At 69.7% G+C, this 19,499-nt stretch carries 15 protein-coding genes and 3 pseudogenes; 15 read left to right on the top strand and 3 right to left on the bottom strand.

What is annotated here, in order from left to right; translation table 11 throughout:
• Window positions 1-469 precede the first annotated feature (469 nt).
• Window positions 470-1,195 (bottom strand): hypothetical protein, encoded by a 726-nt coding sequence (locus HUT19_RS39225; protein WP_176185827.1) that lies wholly within the window; start codon window positions 1,193-1,195, stop codon window positions 470-472.
• Between the two features lie 651 nt (window positions 1,196-1,846).
• Here HUT19_RS39225 and HUT19_RS39220 point away from each other — a divergent pair.
• The 6 genes and pseudogenes from HUT19_RS39220 to HUT19_RS39200 all read left to right on the top strand — a co-directional run bounded on the left by HUT19_RS39220 (window position 1,847) and on the right by HUT19_RS39200 (window position 5,868).
• Window positions 1,847-2,230 carry a VOC family protein gene (locus HUT19_RS39220; protein WP_176185825.1) on the top strand — a complete coding sequence of 128 codons (384 nt, stop codon included), beginning with the start codon at window positions 1,847-1,849 and terminating at the stop codon, window positions 2,228-2,230.
• Between the two features lie 167 nt (window positions 2,231-2,397).
• Window positions 2,398-2,556, top strand: a complete 159-nt coding sequence (locus tag HUT19_RS39215) for a hypothetical protein (protein ID WP_176185823.1) — start codon at window positions 2,398-2,400, stop codon at window positions 2,554-2,556.
• A gap of 103 nt (window positions 2,557-2,659) precedes the next feature.
• Window positions 2,660-2,983 (top strand): Tn3 family transposase, encoded by a 324-nt coding sequence (locus tag HUT19_RS39210; RefSeq protein WP_176185821.1) that lies wholly within the window; start codon window positions 2,660-2,662, stop codon window positions 2,981-2,983.
• Window positions 2,983-3,582: pseudogene (locus HUT19_RS44460) on the top strand (Tn3 family transposase); the annotation flags it as partial. The gene HUT19_RS39210 and the pseudogene HUT19_RS44460, both read left to right, overlap by 1 nt.
• 310 nt (window positions 3,583-3,892) lie before the next feature.
• Window positions 3,893-4,021, top strand: coding sequence for a hypothetical protein (locus tag HUT19_RS44105; protein ID WP_303332502.1), 129 nt, complete (start codon window positions 3,893-3,895; stop codon window positions 4,019-4,021).
• 125 nt (window positions 4,022-4,146) lie between these two features.
• Entirely contained in the window at window positions 4,147-5,868 is a 1,722-nt protein-coding gene (locus HUT19_RS39200) for an asparagine synthase-related protein (protein WP_176185817.1), read from the top strand.
• Between the two features lie 15 nt (window positions 5,869-5,883).
• On the opposite strand, the pseudogene HUT19_RS39195 reads toward HUT19_RS39200, so the two are convergent.
• A pseudogene (locus HUT19_RS39195) lies at window positions 5,884-6,108 on the bottom strand (IS110 family transposase); the annotation flags it as partial.
• A 350-nt stretch (window positions 6,109-6,458) separates the two neighbouring features.
• Here HUT19_RS39195 and HUT19_RS39190 point away from each other — a divergent pair.
• From HUT19_RS39190 to HUT19_RS39180, 3 genes are read left to right on the top strand one after another with little or no spacing between them, the layout of a single operon-like run.
• The gene (locus HUT19_RS39190) at window positions 6,459-6,809 is read left to right on the top strand and encodes a PqqD family protein (RefSeq protein ID WP_176185815.1); all 351 of its coding nucleotides are present in this window, start codon (window positions 6,459-6,461) and stop codon (window positions 6,807-6,809) included.
• A complete protein-coding gene (locus HUT19_RS39185; protein ID WP_176185813.1) occupies window positions 6,806-7,360 on the top strand; it encodes a lasso peptide biosynthesis B2 protein in 555 nt (184 codons plus the stop codon). The genes HUT19_RS39190 and HUT19_RS39185 overlap by 4 nt, the downstream gene beginning before the upstream one ends.
• A complete protein-coding gene (locus tag HUT19_RS39180; RefSeq protein ID WP_254886044.1) occupies window positions 7,357-9,153 on the top strand; it encodes an ABC transporter ATP-binding protein in 1,797 nt (598 codons plus the stop codon). Before HUT19_RS39185 ends, HUT19_RS39180 begins: the two co-directional genes overlap by 4 nt.
• Here the strand turns inward: HUT19_RS39180 and HUT19_RS39175 are convergent.
• A complete protein-coding gene (locus HUT19_RS39175; RefSeq protein ID WP_176185811.1) occupies window positions 9,150-12,248 on the bottom strand; it encodes a tetratricopeptide repeat protein in 3,099 nt (1,032 codons plus the stop codon). The genes HUT19_RS39180 and HUT19_RS39175 overlap by 4 nt on opposite strands.
• Window positions 12,249-12,844: 596 nt before the next feature.
• Between HUT19_RS39175 and HUT19_RS39170 the strand changes: the two are divergent.
• The 6 genes and pseudogenes from HUT19_RS39170 to HUT19_RS39145 all read left to right on the top strand — a co-directional run bounded on the left by HUT19_RS39170 (window position 12,845) and on the right by HUT19_RS39145 (window position 19,463).
• A pseudogene (locus HUT19_RS39170) lies at window positions 12,845-13,458 on the top strand (TetR/AcrR family transcriptional regulator).
• Window positions 13,459-13,734: 276 nt separating this feature from the next.
• Window positions 13,735-13,962, top strand: coding sequence for a hexameric tyrosine-coordinated heme protein (locus HUT19_RS39165; RefSeq protein ID WP_176185809.1), 228 nt, complete (start codon window positions 13,735-13,737; stop codon window positions 13,960-13,962).
• Window positions 13,963-13,973: 11 nt separating this feature from the next.
• Window positions 13,974-14,441, top strand: coding sequence for a MarR family winged helix-turn-helix transcriptional regulator (locus HUT19_RS39160; protein WP_217712331.1), 468 nt, complete (start codon window positions 13,974-13,976; stop codon window positions 14,439-14,441).
• Window positions 14,442-14,453: 12 nt separating this feature from the next.
• On the top strand, window positions 14,454-15,872 hold the full coding sequence (locus tag HUT19_RS39155) for an aldehyde dehydrogenase family protein (protein ID WP_176185805.1): 1,419 nt from the start codon (window positions 14,454-14,456) through the stop codon (window positions 15,870-15,872).
• Window positions 15,873-16,275: 403 nt separating this feature from the next.
• A complete protein-coding gene (locus tag HUT19_RS39150; protein WP_176185803.1) occupies window positions 16,276-16,620 on the top strand; it encodes a hypothetical protein in 345 nt (114 codons plus the stop codon).
• 371 nt (window positions 16,621-16,991) lie between these two features.
• Window positions 16,992-19,463, top strand: coding sequence for a SpoIIE family protein phosphatase (locus tag HUT19_RS39145; protein ID WP_176185801.1), 2,472 nt, complete (start codon window positions 16,992-16,994; stop codon window positions 19,461-19,463).
• Window positions 19,464-19,499: the final 36 nt, after the last annotated feature.

Here is a 19,499-nt window from a genome sequence, read left to right as displayed (position 1 = left end):
CTCTTCGAACTGCCGTCCACATGCTTGGCCGATATGAGGCTCCTGCCAAGACCCACGACGGCGCGACGCGGTTCAATCGGAGCCTTTTGAGTTTGCGTGCGCCTCCGACGTACCACCTGCGCCCCCTGCCCACATTTACTGCGGCAGCATTGAGAGGCCCTTTTCTCACGTCGCGGTAAATCGGGTTAACTGGAGCAGCGCCAAAGAGTCCCGTGCTCCTATCGCAGTAAAGGCGGCATCACTGCGGCAGCGCCGATTCACTCACTGGTTGCGTGGCCGACGTGGTGATCGAGGCGCCCTTGCGCCGGCCGGGCGCGATCAGCTCTTCCCGGCACAGCGACTCAGAATCCGGCACGGCTCAGAGTGCCCTGGCCCTGGCCGTCGCGATATGGCACAACTCCGCGCAGACCAGGCGGTCTGCCGCTCACTGAACGCCTACGATCACTGACTGCATGGGGAACAGCGCGTCTCAGCGGAAGCACCCAGGCGGCTCTCCGGATTCCAGAGCCTGGATGAACGTCTCTACGGCCCGGCGGCGCAGGTCAGGACTCAACCGGGGCGCCTGGTCGGCCATCCGCATGGCGAACTCGATCACGCCGGTGTCTCGCAGAGCCACGTAGTTGGCGAGTTGGGCGTCAACGGTCGCGGCCAATTCGTCATCGAGGAAGTACGCCCCCAGCGGGCCGCTGGAGTCGTCGGGAAGGCCGAAGTGGGCGACAAGGCCCAAGATGTGCTTGAAGCGCGGGTTGGGCAGAGTGTCGGCCGGCGGGTTGAGCAGCTCCCGGATGTAACTGGGCGAGATGGAGCCGTACCGGCCCTCCACACAGATGGCCTTGGCGACCTCCTCCGGCGTGTAGGGGCCGCGGCCCGGGGGGTGGGCCGCACTGAACAGGCGGCGCAGCTTGGCCGGGAAGGAACTGCGGGGATTCTCCTCGCCCCTGCGTTCCACGCGCCCGCCGACGAAAACAGCCGGGCACACCCCGAGGGCCGAGGCCAGGTTCTCGACGGTCTGCAAGGTGGGGTTGTCGCGGCGCCCCTTGCGCAGCAGGGAGATGTAGCCTTCGGTGATATCTCCGCCCTGCTTATTGACGATCTGCGCCAGCTCCTTGTTGGCGAATGGACGGCGGCCACCGACAGGACGCGTGCACAGTCTGTCGAAGGTCAGGGCAAACTGCCCCGGTATACCCCCACCCATCACCCAGCCTCCGCATGAGACACACGAGTGGCGCAGCCTCGATGAGAGCGGCGCCTCGTTCACGGGACTGCCGCACGACAGAACGAGACAACCGTAGCGGCATGCCGGATAGTACAACCCCGCCCGGCCGCACGCCCGCCTCTCGACATCGCATCCATGCTTCTACCTCCCCTGCCGAGCCCAGCCCCCGATTTCGGCCGTCACCGCCTCATCAAATGCATACGGTCATGAATCTGATCCAGCTTCGGGAACACCACCTCGTGCACCATATGCGCATCTTCCGGGCACTACTGCCGTGCACCGGGTCGCTCTCATCGCTGTGTGCTCGGCCTCGGCCTCTTGGCCTGCAGCACGGTGGTAGACAGTCCGGTACCACCCCGGCCTCTACCAAAGGCGATTGGACTGGATGAGAGCCCTCGGCACGACGGTCGTCGACGCCGCAGGTCTGGTAGTTCTTCACGGCCAGGTGGGCGGAGATGCGCAGGCCCTGGAGGAAGATCATGATCTCGGCGATGACCTTCTGGGTGTACCAGGCCTGGGTGATGCGTTCCAGGGCGTGTATCGAAAGAGCTGCCAGGTACCCGGCTGTGTACGCGAAGAGCGAGCGCAACTCGGTGGCGTCTGGAGTGGAAATCAGGAAGGCTCGCGCGCATGGTCTCAATATTGCAGAACGTGGCGATTGACTGTGCGGATGCCTACGAGTTGGCCCGGTTCTGGAGCAGAGTGACCGGCCGTCCGCTGCATCCGGAGGACAAACCGGGTGATCCGGAGACTCAGGTGCTGCTGGCGGAGGGCCCAGTGCTGCACTTCAATCAGGTGCCCGAGGCTAAGACGATCAAGAACCGGATCCATCTGTGTCTGCGCCCGGAGACCTCGCGTGAGCAGGAGGTGGAACGGCTGCTGGGCCTCGGTGCCACCCTTGTCGCCGATCGCCGGAATCCCGATGGCTCCGGCTGGGCGGTCCTTGCTGATCCCGAAGGCAACGAATTCTGCGTTCTGCGCAGCGAGTCCGACCGAGCCGCCATGACTTCCTGATGCTTCCGCGGCCATCCTGGCCAGTGTCGGGTGAGTGCTGGTCACCGCCACTCGTCGATGGCCGCGACGAGGACGGTCGCTTCGCAGCGGACGGCGAGTGTGATGCCCCTATGGATGTCACGCAGTAGCTGGTGGGGTGCCACCGTGCCCCTGGGCACTACGGCACCGTGCGCGGCTTCATCCGCCTGTTGGTCGAGGTCATCGACTTCGCTGCGGTCGAGGCCGGTGCCCCGGTCGTGAAGGCGCTCAAGGGGCTGCCGGACCTGATCGGCCGGAAGAAGGTCGGTGCCGAGGAAGTCGCCTGCGACCTGGCGGCCGGCTCGTGACCGCGGCTGGAGTTCGCCAACCCGAACCTGCCGCAGGGCCTGGTCGACGAGGCCGCGTACTCGTTCTGTGTTTGGGAGCACCTGCACCGCTCCCTGCGCCGGCGTGCTGGAGGTCGCCGAGCTGACCGGCATGGCGGACGCGTTCACGCACATCTCCAGCACCGACTCCGGCATGGAGGGCTTCACCACCAGCCTGTGCGCCGTGCTGCTGAGCGAGGCGTGCAACGTGAACCTGACCCCGGTCATCAAGCCGGACGTCCCGGCGCTCACCCGGGCCCGCCTGGTCCAGGTCGACCAGGCGTGCGCTTCACCGTCCCGTGCAGACCCTGTACGCAGGCTCGAACCCTCGGTACTTCGGCCTGCGGTACAAGGGCGCCACCTGGTTGAACGTGGTCAACGACCAGGTCATGAGCTGGCGGTGTCGTAGTGCCGGGCACACTGCGCGACTCGCTGTTCATCCTGGACGCCATCCACGCCCGCGACGGTGAGCCGAAGCCGGAGACCGTCATCACTGACACCGCGTCGTACTCCGACGTCGTCTTCGGCCTCTTCGCGATCTGCGGATACCAGTTCTCCCCGCGGATCGCCGACATCTCCGACGCCCGGCTGCGGCGGACGAACACCGCAGCCGACTACGGGCCGCTCCAGACCGTCTCGAACCACACCATCCGCCTGGACCGAATACGCGCCCACTGGGGCGACATGCTCCGCGTGGCCGGCTCTCTCACCCTCGGCGAAGTCCGCGGCCACGACCTGATCCGCATGCTCTCCCGCGCACCTGCTCCAATTCGTCTCCGACGAGGGATACCGGCGCATGATCGGCGCCCAGCTCAACGTCACCGAAGCCCGCCACCGCCTCGCCCGCCGGATCTTCTTCGGGCAGCGCGGCGAACTGCGCCAGCACTACCGCGAAGGGATGGAGCATCAGCTCGGCGCCCTCGGCCTGGCCCTGAACGCTGTGGTGCTGTGCAATACATCGAGGCCGCCGTCAAACGGCTCGCCGCCGACGGCTTCCCCGAAACCGACGAACTCCTCGCCCGCCTCTCCCCACTCCAGTACGACCACATCAACTTCCTCGGCCGCTACGCCTTCACCCGACCAGCCGCGCCTGGGCTGCGGCACTCGTCTTCGCCTTCGTCCGGCTCGTCGTTGCTGTATGGGTCGCGGGGGGCCGGGCCACTGCGGCCGGGTGCCCGCACAGTAGTCAGGCGATCACGGCCGCACATCACGCGCCGGGCGGCCGTGTCCAACGGATGTCCAGTCCTCGTCCAGACGTACGACGCAACCTGGAGAGCAACACGCACCGAACCCGACCCGAGGGAAGGAAGGAAAGCTGATGAAGAGCAAGCTGGCTTATGCGGAGCCCAGCGTCACCGTGCTGGGCACCGTCGAGGAACTGACCGGATGGCTGACCATCGGGCAGACCTTCGACAACGTCATCACCACCCACCGGCGCCTCCGCTGAGGACGGCCGGCACCACCCGCTCCGCTCCCGCCTCCATCGGGCGGGAGCGGATGCCGATCAGCCACGCCTGAACGAGGCGAGGCGTCAGATACCGGCTGAACCATGTGGCGAAAGAGGGGGCTCCGTTGCTGGTCGGGGAATTTCTCGGCATCTCCGGTCGGGTGGATTTCGACGCCGCCGGTGGGGAGGTCGGGCTCGCCCGCCTGTCGTTCGCAAGCCGGGGGACACCGTCAGCGCCTCACCACGCGGTGCAGCGGCTGGCCCCGAACCCTTCCCTCGGGCTGGTGGCGACCGGCCCCGAAGAGTACCTGCTGCTATCAGGACCGGTGACCCTTCCGGCCACGGACGGGTGGCAGCGGCGGATCGCGGATCTGGTCCGAGAGGGCCGCCATGCGGAGCTCGCGCGGCTGCCCGGTGAACTGTGCGGGGCCCTGGTGACCGCGCGCAAGGTGACGCTGTTCCGAAACCTCGTCAGTACCGAGGGGCTGCTCTACCGCAGGGACGGCCCGGTGGTGCGTTGGTCCACCGATCCGGCCGACCTGCTCGACCAGGAACGCGAGGAGTTCAGCCGGCAAGCCATCTGGCGGTGCTGTCGTGGCGACGAGGTGTTCATCTACCACGGGCTGACCCCCGTACGCCCCGGCGAGATGGTCGTGGTCCGCCCAAGGACCCTGTCCAGCGTCCGCTTCGACTCCCTCACGCCGCTCGACCTACCGCGTCGTACTCCGCTGGCCCAGTACGCCGAGCTCGCCTACGACATGCTGCTGCGGGAGGCCCGCGCGTACGTGGGCGCGGGCCGGGTCGGAGTCATGGTCAGTGGCGGGCTCGACTCGGCGGCCGTGCTGTGCGCGCTGGTCGAGGCCGGGGCCGACGTGGTGGCCTACCACCATGTGGTGGACGACCCGCTGGCCGACGAGTCCGGGTACGCACGAACGATCTGCAACCACCTGTCCGTTCCGCTGGAGATGGTCAAGGCGGGCTACGACAGCCACTTCCCGCCGCGCGAGCGCTCCTTCCCCCACCCCTTCCTGAACGTGGGGTACCCCTGGCTGGAGCAACTGGCCCAGCGGGTGCACGGCGACGGCATCAGGCTGCTGGTGTGGGGCAGGGACGGTGACCTGCGGTTCGGCCCGCTCCGCTATGGCCTGCACGATGCCCTGGCCGCAGACATCCCGTTCCGCGAGAGGGCGGCGCTGTGCGCGGGGCTGGTCAGCTCCCGCTGGGAACTTCCGCAGATCCTCCGCACCGCCTCCCGGTCCCGCTCGCTGTTCGACGACATCCGGTCCGACAGCGGCCTGATACGGGCCACGGACTTTCTCGAACCCATGCCGGGCGTCCCGGACGACCCGTTCGCGGACGTAGCGGCCGAGGACGACTACTCGGTCAAGGACGTCTGCGCGCATCTGACCTCGTGGCGGCCGCGCGGAATCATGATGTGCAACCCTCTGGGCTCCCGGGAGCTGCGCAGGCTGGCCGCGCGCATGCCCGATGCGTATCGGATGTTCCCCTACCAGGGGCAGGTGATCACCAAGCCGGTGCTTCGGCTGCTGCTGTCCACCCGGCTGCCCGCGTCCGTATGGCGTCGGTACGGACGCCTGTGGATGTCCTCGGCGCACAAGAACCGCGCCCTGGCCGATGCCAAGGTCTTCCATGACCTGATGGGTGGAGGGGACTCCCGGCTCGTACGGATGGGTGTGGTGAACCCCGAGCGGCTGGCCGAGGTGCTGACCGACCCGCACCGCAGGCGCCGCAACGCCGAGACGCTCGTCCACGCCGCCATGACCGAGATCTTCCTGCGCCACTACGAGGGAAGGATCCCCAATCATGACGTCCAGTCGAGGCGGTGACGCCTTGTGACTGGATCATGCCGCTGCGGCAACGGGATGGGCAGTGAATGCCGCGAAGGCGCGGTGGTCGCGTATCAGGGCCCAGAGCACGTTCAGACGGCCTCTGGCGAGCGCGAGGACAGCCTGCTTGTGGGACTTCCCCTCGGCGCGTTTGCGCTGGTAGACGACCTTGGACTGCGGACCGTGCATGGCGGCGACCTGGGCGGGGAGATAGAGCGTCCGCAGCAGGCGACGGCTGTAGCTCGTCCTCGTTGTTCGGTATCCGGCGCGAGAGCAGCTTGGGTGCCGTCCACGTCGAGCGCGGTGCAGTGGTGTTCGGCCTTGCCCGCGTCCGTCCCCGCCCACCGTTCGGGCACCCGACCCTCCTTCGTCCTTCTTCTGTGCTGTCCCAGCAGACGACCTCGCTGTCACGTCCATACGAGCGATTCGGTTCGCGCATCCCAATCAGGAGTCGAGTCGTCGCGGGATACCGGACGGCCAATCCTTCCAAGCCACGCATGCGGCAACCACATGACAGCCGCACCCGGCATCCCTGGGTGTCCGATCTTACGAATGGCCCGAATCAACCCAGCACGAAAGGTATGAACCCCATGACCGTGAACCCCGCTCCCGGCACGGAGGGCCCGTGGTTGGTATCGGTGCCGACCGCGCAGGCAGCCCGCGAACCTCTGCTGCGCCTGGCCGACCACGCCGTCTTCGATCCGACCGACGAGGCCGGGGTGATCCTGGACACCCGCAAGGACGTCTACCTGGCCCTGAACGCGACGGCGACGCTGATGCTCAGTGCCGCCCTGCGGTTCGGAACGCTTCAGGAGGTGGTCGCTCACCTTGGGGACCTGGTGGAGGCGCCCCCCACCACCCTGGACGCCGGCGTCACTGCCCTCGCGCACCAGCTCGCACAGCACGGCCTGCTGTCCCCCGGCGAGGAGGGGCGACCGTGAGAGCCGTCACCAAACCCCTGGCGGACTGGGAATTCTTCCTGGCCGACCCGGCCCCGCACACGGCGCCGCCGGGCGTGCCACCGCGTTTACGGCTGCGCGCGCTGTGGGCCACCGCAGCCACGGCGTGGACCTACCGCCGTCGCGGCTGGAGCAGGGCACGCCTGCTCCTCGAAGGAGCCCGGCCGGCCCCGGGCGCCTGGCGTCTGCGCGGCCTCCACCCGGACTTGAGCGTCCGCCTGGCCCGGCGACAGGTGTTCTGGTCCCAGGCGGTGATGCGGGTCTTGATGCCCCGGGCCGACTGCCTGCCCCGCTCCCTGGCCCTTGCCCGCTATCTGTCGGCCCTGGGACTGCCCGCCGAGGTCTGTGTGGCCAGGGCACTGACCAGCACCTTCGCGAAGGACCACTTCCACGCCTGGACCGCGATCCACGGCATCGTGCTCAACGACAACCAGGACGTCACCATCGGCTACCGCGTGCTGCAGCGCATCAGCTCCGCCCACCTGACGGACGCTGCGGCGGCGCCCGACCGGCGACGCGGGCTCCCCTCGTGAGGCACGTACCAGTCGCGCCCCGCCGCCGGCCGCCCCGGCTGTGGTCGTACCTCTCCCCCCATCGCGGCCCGCTGCTGGCGGTCATGGGGCTGTCCCTGGTCTCGGCGGCCGCAGCCCTTGCCCAGCCGCTGCTGGTCCAGCGGACACTGGGCGCGGCGAACGAGGGCTCCGGTCTCAGCACCGCCCTCGCCCTCCTGATCAGCGTGGTGGTGGCGGCCGCGGCCCTGGAAGGACTCCAGCGCTATCTGCTCCAGCGCACCGCGGAAGGCGTGGTCTTCACCGCACGACGCACCCTGGTGGAGACTCTGCTGCGGCTGCCGATCGAGGAGTTCGACCGGCGACGCACAGGAGACCTGATCTCCCGGGTGGGCGCCGACACCACCCTGCTGCGGTCTGTGGTGACCGGTGGTCTGGTGGACCTGGGCTCGGGAGTGGTGGTCGCCCTCGGTGCCGTGGTCCTGATGGGGAGCATCGATCCGCCGCTGCTGGGGGTGACCCTGCTGTCGGTGGGGGCCGGTGTAGCCGCCGTGGCCACGGTCTCGCGCCGCGTCCGGCGCCTGAGCGGCCAGGCTCAGCAGGCTGTGGGCGCCATGACGGCCTCCGTCGAGCGGGCGCTGACCGCGGTGCGCACCATCCGTGCCGCCCGCGCCGAGGAACGTGAGGCCGCGCAGGTCAGGCGCAGTGCGGCGGCCGCCTACGAAGCCGGGCTCAGCGTGGCCCGCCTGGAATCACTGGCCGTCCCCCTGACCAATGTCGCGATGCAGGCGGCCCTCCTGTCCGTGCTGGGCTACGGCAGCGCCCGGGTGGCGTCGGGTGCGGTGGGCGTGGCGGACCTCGTCGCGTTCGTCCTCTATCTCCTGCTGTTCGTGCAGCCCATGGCGCAGGCAATGCAGGCGTACACCACCTTCCAGGCCGGGCTCGGGGCGCTCGCCCGGATCGAGGAGGTGCATTCCTTGCCCACCGAACCCCGGACCGGCCCCGCAACCGTCCACCGTCCTGCGCCCGTCGTCCTGGCACACCCGCCGCCCCTCGCCTTCGACAACGTCGACTTCGACTATCCCGACGGCATACCCGTGCTGCGCGGCATCAGCCTGGACATCCCGCGGGGCTTCCGTGTCGCGCTCGTCGGACCCTCGGGCGCGGGCAAAAGCACCCTGCTCGCCCTCGCCGAGCGATTCTACGAACCCACCGCGGGCGCCGTCCGCCTCCACGGAGTCGACACCCGTGAACTGCCGCTCGCCGTCCTGCGCGGCCAACTCGGCTATGTCGAACAGGACGCGCCCGCCCTGGCGGGCAGCCTGCGGGACAACCTGCTCCTGGGCGCGCCCGACGCCGACGATGCCACCCTGCTGCGCGTACTCGACACCGTCAACCTGCGCGGTCTCGCCCACCGCACCCCCCGAGGGCTGGACACCCAGGTCGGGGACAGCGGCGTGCTGCTCTCCGGCGGCGAACGCCAGCGGCTGGCCATCGCCCGGGTGCTGCTGGCGGCCCCACCGGTGCTCCTACTGGACGAACCGACCGCCAGCCTCGACGCCCGCAACGAGGCCGCTCTGGCCGAGGCGATCGACTCCGTCTCCGTCAACCGCACGGTGGTGGTCGTGGCTCACCGGCTGTCCACCATCGTCCGCTCCGACCTCATCGTCGTACTCGAAGCCGGCCGGGTCACCGCCCGCGGTACCCATGCCGAACTCCTCGACATCTCGCCGCTGTACCGGGAACTGGCCGGACGACAACTGCTTGTCCGACCCACAGGTCAGGCCGGGGAAGCGGAGGCCGGTGCGCCTGCCTAACGCAAGGTGGGGGACGCGTCGGCGGCGTCGCAGTCCCCACGGGCCAGCGCCGCACCGAGTTGGGCACGCGCCTGTTCGTCACGCTCACCGGTGCTCGCCGCGACCGCCTCGGCTCTGACGTGATAGACGACGGCTTCCGCAGGGCGTCCGGCCCCGCGCAACGCCTCGCCGAGGCCGTTGAGCGCGGACGCCTCGCCGTAGCGCTCGCCGATCGTACGGAACAGGCGCAGGGCCTGGCGGTGGTGATCGGCGGCCACGAGAGGCAGTCCCTGCCGCACAAACACATCCCCCAGGCCGGTCATCGCGTAAGCCTGGCCCCCCTGGTGACCGAAGCGGCGGAAGAGCTCAAGGGCCTGACCGTGGTGGTCGGCGGCCGCCTCGTAACGGCCTTGGTGGAGACACACGTTGCCGAGGCTGGTCAGCGTACGGGCCCGGCCGATCTGGTCGCCCGTCACACCGTGCAGATCCAGTGCCTGGCGCTGGTAGGCGGCAGCCAGGTCATACTCCCCCTGGCGCTGGCACACATTGCCGAGGTTGGTCAGCGTACGGGCCTGGCCGACCTGGTCGCCCAACTCCTCATACAGCGACAGAGCCTGCTGGTGGCAGTGCGCGGCGGACCGGTGGTCGCCCGACCGCCAGTGCACATTGCCCAGATTGGATAGGGTACGGGCCTGACCCGGCCGGTCGCCCGACTCGCGATGGAGAGCCAGAGCCTGCCGCAGATGGACGGCTGCCGATCGGTACGTGCCAAGCCGCCAGTGGACGACGCCGAGGTTGGTCAGCGCGTGGGCTTGGCCGGCACGGTCACCGATGTGCTCGGCCGCGCGCAGCGCGTGGGTGTGGAACGACAGCGCCTCCATGTGGTGGCCGCCGTCCAGATGGCGGAAGAGCACCGCGGCCAGGCGCACGGCGTAGGCGGCCCGGCGCCCGTCCATGGCCATGGCACAGACCGAGCTCATGACGGGGATCTCGGCAGACAGCCAGGCCCGGGCCGCCTCCTGGCCCTGCATCGGCGGGACCGATGCCGCGGTGGGCGCACTGCCGGGGCGGTGGTGCCGCTCGGCGGGGTAGAGCGTATCCATCGCCACGGTGGCAGCAGCCAGGTAGTGGTCGAACAAGCGGGTGCCCGCCGCTCGGCGGTCCTCCGGCGTGTCACGCGCGAGCGACATGCGGCCCGCGTAGGCGCGCAAGAGGTCGTGCATGGCGAACCGCCCGGCCCCGGCGGACTGGACCAGATGGGCCCGGGCCAGCAGGGCGAGCTGACGGCCGGCCTGGTCCACACTCTCACCGGTGAGGGCGGCGGTGGCATGAACGCTGAGGTCCGGCCCCGGGTGCAGGGCGAGCAGCCGGAACGTCCGGGCCGTGGCGGGAGGCAGATGACGGTAGGACCAGAAGAACACTGACCGCACGGTGGCGCGGGAGTCTCCGCCGGCGTCCAGCGACTCGAGCCGCTGTTGCTGGTCGCTCAGCTCCGCCACCAGCTCGGACAAGGTCACTCCGGGGCGGGTAGCGGCCAGTTCGGCCGCCACCCGCAGCGCCAGCGGCAGCCGGGCGCACTGCTCGGCCAGAACCGCGGACGACGTGTGATCCGTCTGTGCCCGGTCGCCGATGAGCAGGCGCAGCAGCGAGGTCGCCTCGGTGGGGAGCAGCGGACCGAGCTCGAGCCGCTGGGCGCCGTGCAGGGCCACCAGACCGGCCAGGCTGTCTCTGCTGGTCACCAGAACCGCGCAGGGGGGCGTACCGGGCAGCAACGGGCGCACCTGTTCGACGGACAGGGCATTGTCCAGCACGACAAGCATGCGGCGGTCGGCCATCTCCGTCCGGTAGCGGCTTGCCCGCTCGTCCGGATCGAGAGGTATGTGCCGGCCACTCAGCCCCAGGGCGTGCAGGAAGCGAGTGAGGGCATCACCGGAGGACAAAGGCCGGTCCGGGTCGTAGCCCCGCAGGTTGACATACAGCTGCCCGTCAGGGAACCGGTGGCGCGCCCGATGCGCCCAGTGGACGGCCAGGGCGGTCTTCCCCACCCCGGCGGTACCGGAGATCACCGAGATCGCCATGGTCGCGGGCTCCGGGGCCCGGCCGTCGGGCCGCTGGTCTCCGGCCCAGGGCCGGTCGAGCAAGGACAGTTCCGCGGACCGGCCGGTGAAGCCGAAGACATCCGCTGGGAGCTGCGCGGGCGGGACGGCAACGGAGGGCGGGACGGGCGGGTCCGGCCTCGTCCGCTGATCGCCCTCGGGCCCGGGGCCGCGTCCGGATCCCTCCCCGGGCCCGGGGACGTCCGACATGACGTCGGCCCCACGGGAAGGCGTTCCCATGAGGCCGGCCGCACCGACACCCGGTCTCCCTGCCGCCTCCCCCAGCAACGCGGCGTACGCTGCGGTCAGTTCGGCGCCGGGCTCCACACCCAGTTCGTGGCCGAGTCTGCGGCGGGTGTCCAGATAGATCGCGAAGGCCGTGTCCCGCTGTCCGATGGCACCGTGGGCCCGCATCAGACGGGCGTGTGCTCTCTCGTCCAGCGGGTGCGCGGCCGCTGCCTCCGCCAGGACGGGCAGGGCCTCTTCGGCCGCACCCGCAGCGATCATCGCATCGCCGTATTTCGCCACCGCGGCCCGCCGCTCCTCGGCCAACGCGACAACAGCGGGATGAGCGGCCAGAAGAGGCAGATCGGCCATCGGTGGGGACTGCCACAGCCGGAGCGCCTCACCAAGCAGCCCTCCTGCGCCGCGATCGTCGCCGTCGCGCCGTGCGGCCTCGGCCCGCGTCGCCAGCTGTCGAAAGCGTGACAGGTCGACGTCGTCCTGGGGGACGCGGAGGGCGTAGCCGTCCCCGACCCTGGGCAGCAGCACGCTGGGGGCTCGCGCCGGACGCGCGGGCTCCAGCAGCCGGCGTAATCGCCTGACGTAGGTCTGGATCAGATTGACCGCGCTGCGCGGTGGCCGGTCTCTCCACAGGGCGTCGGCCAATTCCGCCCGGGACAGCGACCGCCCCCCTGCCAGAACCAGCAGACCTAGGAGGGCCCGCTGGTGAGGTGTGCCGAGGTTGATCCCGGCTTCACCGTGCCAGGCCCGCAACGGCCCAAGTACCTGAATGCGCATGGTCCCCCCGGCCGGAGCCCCGCCCCGGACGAGACGGCCTCCTCCCGCGTATACCAGCCGAGTGTGCCACCCGGATTCCACATCCGTCCCGGGATCTCCGACACCGAACGTTTCATGGAAGTGACGATGCCATCGGACGGGCCCGAGCGGTACGCCGAAACCTGGCCAGTGGCCATCCGTCACGACGGTCAGGGATGTCGGCTCCCTACCGGCGCTGACGGACCCGCCGTCGGACCGTTTCTCATTCGGCTTGACAGGTCCCGACGTGCGGGTCGCCGGGGGCGGGTGGGCCCGGCCGTGGTTCTGGAGCGGCCTGGCCCGGATCTCACGCCGAGCAGTTCTGGCGCCCGCGGACCGGCCGAGACGCGGTCAGCCCGGGTGAACGAGACTCTCCGCAGGGTCCGCCCCTTACCACTTCGCGGTGGCCTGCTGGGCGAGACACTTCCATGTGCCGTCCACTGGGGTCCACACTCCGAGGGTCCGGTTGGCCAATTTTCTTCGCATTTCCGCAGCGGTCATATCCACGCGCATTTCCCTGATCACCACGGCCGCGTCACCGACCACTTTGACACTCTCGATGAGGTGATCGATTCGAGATACGGAACACCGCAGGCCCGGCCAAAGGAGCGTCCGCCCGCAGCGGGCGGGCCGACGCGGTGCGCAACCAGCAGACGCTGCGATGCCGCCGCGGAGGTGTTCGTGAGCTCGGGGATCGATGCGCCGATCCGGGAGATCGCGGCCCGGGCGGGCGTCGGGCCGGGGCCGCTCCACCGACACTTCGCGACCCGGGCGGACCTCGTCACCGCCGTGTACCGCCACCAGATCGAGGCGTGCGCCGAGGCCGGTCCGCAACTGCCGGCCGATGCCGCTCCCCGTTCGAGGCGCTGCGCCAGTGGGTCGACCTCTTCGCCGACTTCCTGGTCACCAAGCACGGTCTCACCGACGCCCCTGCAGTCCGACAGTGACCGCTTCGCCGCGCTGCACACCCACTTCCTCGACCGCCTGATGCCCGTCCGTACCGAACTTCTCGCCGCCGCAGTCGACGCCGGCGACATCAAGCCCGGCGTACAGCCCTACGAGCTCATGCGCGGCATCGGCAACCTCTGCATCGGCCAGGACAGCGACCTCCGCTACGACCCCCCGCCGGCTGATCGAACTACTCCTCCAGGGACTGCGGCGCCCCCACTCCCCTGACGGCGACGACACCTGATCACCCCGGTTTACCTCCACAAGCCATGGCTCGCGCCCCCTGACGCGGCACGGCTGTAGCTCACGTCACCGACGGCGGACCCGAGCCCAGGGCAAACGGCACTCGCTCCGCCCGCTCGACTGCCTCCGGACCGTGCGTTACCCGGCAGGCAGGCAGGTTCCGGTGCCGCCGCGGTAGGGATCGTTGCCCGGAGCCCGAAGGAAACCACACCCTTGACACAATTAAGTAGGGCACTAATGATTCGTGCGCAAACTTACTGCTTCGGAGGTCATGAGGATGGAACTTGTGCCCGGCAACACACTGATCACCGCCACCCCTGAAGAAGGCCGAGCGCTGGCCGTGAAGCTCGCCCGCACGACGGTGAAGGCCACCCAGCCGGACGCCGATGTCCGCCAGCGTCTGCGCCCGGAGTACGCCCAGGACGCGGCCGGGCTGATCTCGGTGGCCCAGGTCGTGGCGCTGGAGTTCGCCACCATCGCCGCGGCCAACGGGTACTGGCGCTGATGGGGCCGGACATGGAGGCCGCACGCCTGTCGGAGCAGCCCTGCTTCGCCCTCTACAGTGCGGCGAACGCCGTCACCCGGGCCTACCGGCCGCTGCTGGACCCGCTCGATCTCACCTACACCCAGTACATCGTGATGATGTCCCTGTGGGAGCGCGATGGGGTGGACCTGCGCACCCTGGCCGACCACGCACACCTTGATCCGCCGACGCTGACTCCGGTGGTCAAGCGGCTGGAGGGCAAGGGCCTGGTGAGCCGGGTCAGGGCGGTGGACGACGAGCGGCGGCTGGTGCTGACCGTGACCGAGGCTGGGCGGCGACTCCAGCGCGATGCCCAGGGCATCCCGCAGGCCATGCTGTGCCAGGTGGGCCTGTCCGCGGCGGAGGAGCGCCGGCTGCGGACGCTGTGTGAGCAGGTACGCCATACCCTCGCCGGCACGCCCTCCTCCCAGCTGCCACACGATGACGGCCACCTGGTGTGAGAGGGGGAGCCGATGAGGGAGTACGACGCAGTCTATCTGGGCGGCCAGTGGCGCCCTGTGCGCGATGCGCAGGTGCTGGAAGTGGAGAACCCGGCCACCGAGGAGGTGATCGGCAAGGTGCCGCTGGCGTCTGCGGCCGAGACGGCCGTGGCCGTGAGCGTCGCGCGCCGGGCACTGGACGGCTGGTCCGGCACCCCGATCGAGGAGCGGCTGGCCCATCTGTCCCGGCTGCACGCCGCGCTGGCGACCCGGCACGAGGAGATGACCCGCACGATCGTCGCCGAGGTCGGCGCACCGGTGTCCTTCGCTCGCACAGCGCAGGTCGGCGCTCCCCTCGCCCTGGTCGCCTCCTACCTTGAGGTGCTGAGGGAGTTCGCCTTCACCGAGCGGGTGGGCGCCGGCATGGTGGTCAAGGAGCCCCTCGGGGTCGTCGGCGCCATCACCCCGGGCAACTATCCGCTCTTCCAGGCGATCGCCAACGGGATTCCCGCGCTGGCCGCTGGGTGCACCGTCGTGCTGAAACCGGCCGAGACGGCCCCTCTGTCGGCGTTTCTGCTCGCCGAGGCCGCCGACGAGGCCGGATTGCCGCCCGGCGTGTTCAACGTCGTGCCCGGCCTGGGTACCACGGCCGGAGAGGCGCTTGTCACTCACCCGGATGTGGACGTCGTCTCCCTCACCGGCTCCACCCGCACCGGCCGCCGGGTGAGCGAGCTGGCCGCGGGAACCATCAAGAAGGTCATCACGAAGCTGGGCGGCAAGTCCGCCAACGTCCTGCTACAGGACGCGGACCTGAAGCGGGCGGTCACGGAGGGCGTGGCCAGCGCGTTCGCCAACTCGGCCCAGACCTGCACCGCCTGGACCCGCATGCTGGTGCACACCAGCCACTTCGACGAGGTGGTCGAGCTCGCCGCCGAGGCCGCCGACAGCTACACCGTGGGCGATCCGACGTGTGAGGAAACCTCGCTGGGCCCGCTGCTCTGCGCAGCCCAACGGCGGCGGGTCCTCGGCTGCATCGCCGAAGGACTCGACGACGGCGCACGCCTCGTCGCAGGTGGAACGGAACGCCCCGACGGCCTGGAGGTGGGCTACTACGTGCGGCCCACCGTCTTCGCCGACGTACGCCCCGACATGCTCATCGCCCGGCAGGAGATCTTCGGCCCCGTCCTGTCGATTCTGCCCTACACCGATGAGGAGGAGGCGATACGCATCGCCAACGACTCCGTCTACGGCCTCAGCGGAGCGGTGTGGTCTGCCGACCCCGAACGGGCCATGGCATTCGCCCGCCGCCTCCAGGTCGGCCAGGTGCAGATCAACGGAGCCCAGACCGACCTCCTTATCCCCTTCGGCGGCCGCAAACAATCCGGCAACGGCCTTGAACTCGGCCGCTACGGCCTGGAGAAGTTCCTGCAGGCCAAAGCTATCCACGCATGAGCGGCGGCTCGCTGCGGTCATGGCCCGTGGGCCGTGACCGCCGAGCCGTGACCACCGGCCGTCGCGCCGATCGCAGTCCTCGGGGCCGGACCCGGACGCCCCGGAAACGGGCCCCGTCTCCGGCTCCGCCCGGCCCCGGCCCCTGCCGAGGCCGACCTCCCTGCGGCGCGCACGCCGCGCGCCGCCGGACCGTGCCCGCTGCCACCGCCCGCCTGCCGTGAACCTCATGCCGAAGGAACTCCCTAACGTCTCCTCACCGGAGGTGGCAAAGCCTTGCGGGGCTTGCTGGTGGCCCATCCTTGCTCGCCGACCAGCGCACAGGACGCATGGAAGGCCTATCCTGCGGTTCCAGCTCCAGCCGGACTACCGTGGCCAGTCTGGTCGGCCGAGGCAGGGAGGGCAGATGAGCGGAAACGATCCGCACATCCACGTCGAAGTGAACGTGTTCCATGTTGATGCCGCCGTCCGCAACCTGATGGCGTCCACGTTCGGTCTCGCCGGTGACCTGCCGCGCGTCGTCACGACGGGATGCGGGGTGCGCGTGCCGTATGCGATGACCTCGCCGCACCCGGAGAGCGTCACCTGCCTGGCCTGCCGGGAACACGCTCGCCGACAGCACCTGCGCTTCGCCGAGGAGGTTCAACGCCTCAGCCGGATGCCGGGGACGAACATCAGCGGCGCCGAAGCGGACCGAGCCGCAGAGGGGCACCGCGACCTCGCGAAGAGGTTCTCCGGCGCGGAGGACTGAGGGCAGCCCCGTAGGTGATCTTGCTGTGGGACGATCTTCATCGTGGCTGGTGTGATCACGGCGTCCGTTGTTCGACGCGGCGGCAATGTCGATGGACGGGCCGCCGGAGCGGACGTTCGGGCACATCGCCGTCGACGAGGCCCAGGAGCTGACCGCCGCGGCGTCGCCCACATGCACGACCTGGCCCTGAGCCTCGGCGTCCATCGGGGATCTGCGGGTAGATCGGGGCGCGAGTAGGACGGTGCGCTGAACGCCAGGCGGCTTCGTGGATCAGGCTGCGCAGCGGAGGGTGCCCGGCTGTCGCTGATCAGTGGGCCAAGGTCACCGCGCTCCGTTGGGCTGCCGTGCTCTGACCTGCGCATACTGGATACATGCGCGGGTTGACCGCCAGCGGGGCGATGGAGCGCGAAGGCTTGCTCGCGGACGCCGTCGTGGAGGCCGTACAGGGAACGAGCGCGTACGCGGGCAGCATCTTCCTGCGCTCCCGCGACCGCCGGTCGATCGTCCTCGCCGCGACGTGCGGGGTGCCGCCGTCCCTCCTCGGTGGCTGGCGTCTCATTGCGGCGAGCAGTCCCATCCCGGTCGCCGTGGCGTACACGACCGGGCGCACGGTTCACCTTGTGAACGCCGAGGAGACGATGCGGCGCTATCCGCAACTCGCGGTGGCTCTGCCGTATGCCTTCGGCTCCTGCTCGGTGCCGGTACGCACAGGTCAGGAACTTTTCGGATCGATGGCGATCGTGTGGCCGGCTTCGCCGGGCAGCGAGGGGCTGTCCAAGGCCCAGCGCCGCCACCTGCGGAGCATCGCCTGTCGGCTCGGTGATGCCTTGGCCGAACTCCGTGCCCGTACCGGTGATCCGGTTGAGTGCGAACCGGGGACGGCTGCCGTCGAGACCCTGGCTTACTCGGCGGCGGCCGTGCAGGTGGGCTTGTTCGACTGGAACCTCGACTCCGGCATCCTCAGCGTGGACGACGCGTTCTGCGCGATCTTCCGTCTCGATCCCGGCGCTTTCGACGGACGTCCCGACACACTTGCTTCGTGCCTGCACCCCGGTGATCGTGCCGCCTTCCGGGCCTGCATGCGCGAGGCAGTGGGCGAGGGCCGGATCACCGCGCGGCGCCTGCGCGTACGGGATCGCGGCGACGGCGGCGAAAGGTACCGCAACGTCGAGCTGTGGGGCCGTGTACCGGAAGCCGATGACGCGCGCGCGGCCACGCATCTGGTCGGCACGGTCGTGGATGCCCGGGCGGGCGGTGCGGCCGTCGCAGCAGTCGAACGGCTGCCAGACGGGCTGTTCTCCCTCGCCCCCGACGGGCGTGTCACCTACGCCAATCGCTGCGCCCTACACCTCCTGGACGTCTCCGCCGACGACGTACTCGGCCGGTGCCTGTGGGACGTGCTGCCGTGGCTGTCCGACCCCAGCGTCGAGTACCGGCACCGCTCCGCAATGGTCTCGCAGGCGCCATCCTCCTTCCTGGTCAGCCGGCCGCCAGACCAGTGGCTCGCCTTCTCCCTCCACCCGCAGCCCGACGGGGTGACCGGCCGGGTGGTCCCCAGCACCCGTCCCCCTTCGGCCGCGGCAGCCCCCGCGTATCCACCGACAGTGGCACCCGCCACCGCACCAGCGCGCCTGGGCGCGATGTACCACGTCCTGCAGCTCAGCAGCGCGCTGACCGAGGCAGTCACCACACGCCAAGTCTGCGAAGTCGTCTCCGACCAGCTCCTGCCGGCCTTCGGAGGCCAGCAGATGGCGATCTACGTGGTCCGCAACAAAGCGATGCGCCTTCTCCACCACACCGGCCACCACGAGACATTCCTCGACTGGCTCCAGGGTCTTCCCCTGCACGCCCGCCTGCCCGGAACGGAAGCCCTCACCTCAGGTGCTCCGCTCTTCATCGAGTCCCAGACGGATCTCGTCCGGGGCTACCCAGGCATCCCCACCGGACAGGTGAGCTCGTGGGTGTATCTGCCCCTGATCGCCTCCGGCCGCCCGGTCGGCACCTGCGTCCTCGGCTTCGACGACCCCCATCACTTCACGGAAAAGGACCGCGGCGTACTGACGGCACTCGCCGGGCTGATCGCCCAGGCTCTGGAACGAGCACGGCTGTACGACTCGGAGTTCGCTGTCGCGCACGGCTTGCAGCAGGCGCTCCTGCCGCACCGCCTACCCAAAGTCCCAGGCATCCGGACCGTCGCACGATACCTGCCCGCCACCAGCGGTATGGAAATCGGTGGCGACTGGTACGACGTAATCCCCACTGCCACCGGGATCTTCCTCGTCATCGGTGACGTGGAAGGGCACAGCATTGCCGCCGCAGCCACCATGGCCCAGCTGCGCAGTGCGGTACGTGCGTTCGCCGCCGCCGGCCACGCACCCGGCGACGTGATGTCCGGCGTCAACCGCACCCTCATCGACCTCGACAGCGACCTGCTGGCCAGCTGCTGCTACATCCACCTCGAAACCCACCGCGGGCACGCCTACGCAGTCACCGCCGGCCATCCCGCCCCCCTGCTCCGCCTCCCCGACGGCACGACAAACGTCCTCGACCTCCACGTCGGAACGGTCCTCGGCGTGGACCGCGCGAGCACCTACCCTCCGACCCCTATTTGCCTGCCGCCGGGATCCGTCCTCGCCCTCTACACCGACGGCCTGGTGGAGAAACCCGGAACCGACATCGGCATGGGGATCGACCGCCTGCGAGTATCACTGGCCCACGCCCGCGCGGACTCACTGGAGGGGCTCGCCGACCGGCTCCTGCACCACGCTCGTGGCTCCTCCCACCGGGCCGACGACATCGCCCTGCTGCTCACTGCACACGGATCCGACACGATGGCGACATGACCGGCCTTGTACTGGTGGGCTCGCGTATTCAACTGC

The sequence above is a fragment of the Streptomyces sp. NA02950 genome (genome assembly GCF_013364155.1).
In the GTDB taxonomy this organism is placed as follows: Bacteria; Actinomycetota; Actinomycetes; order Streptomycetales; family Streptomycetaceae; genus Streptomyces.
This window is presented reverse-complemented; position numbering and strand designations above follow the sequence as displayed.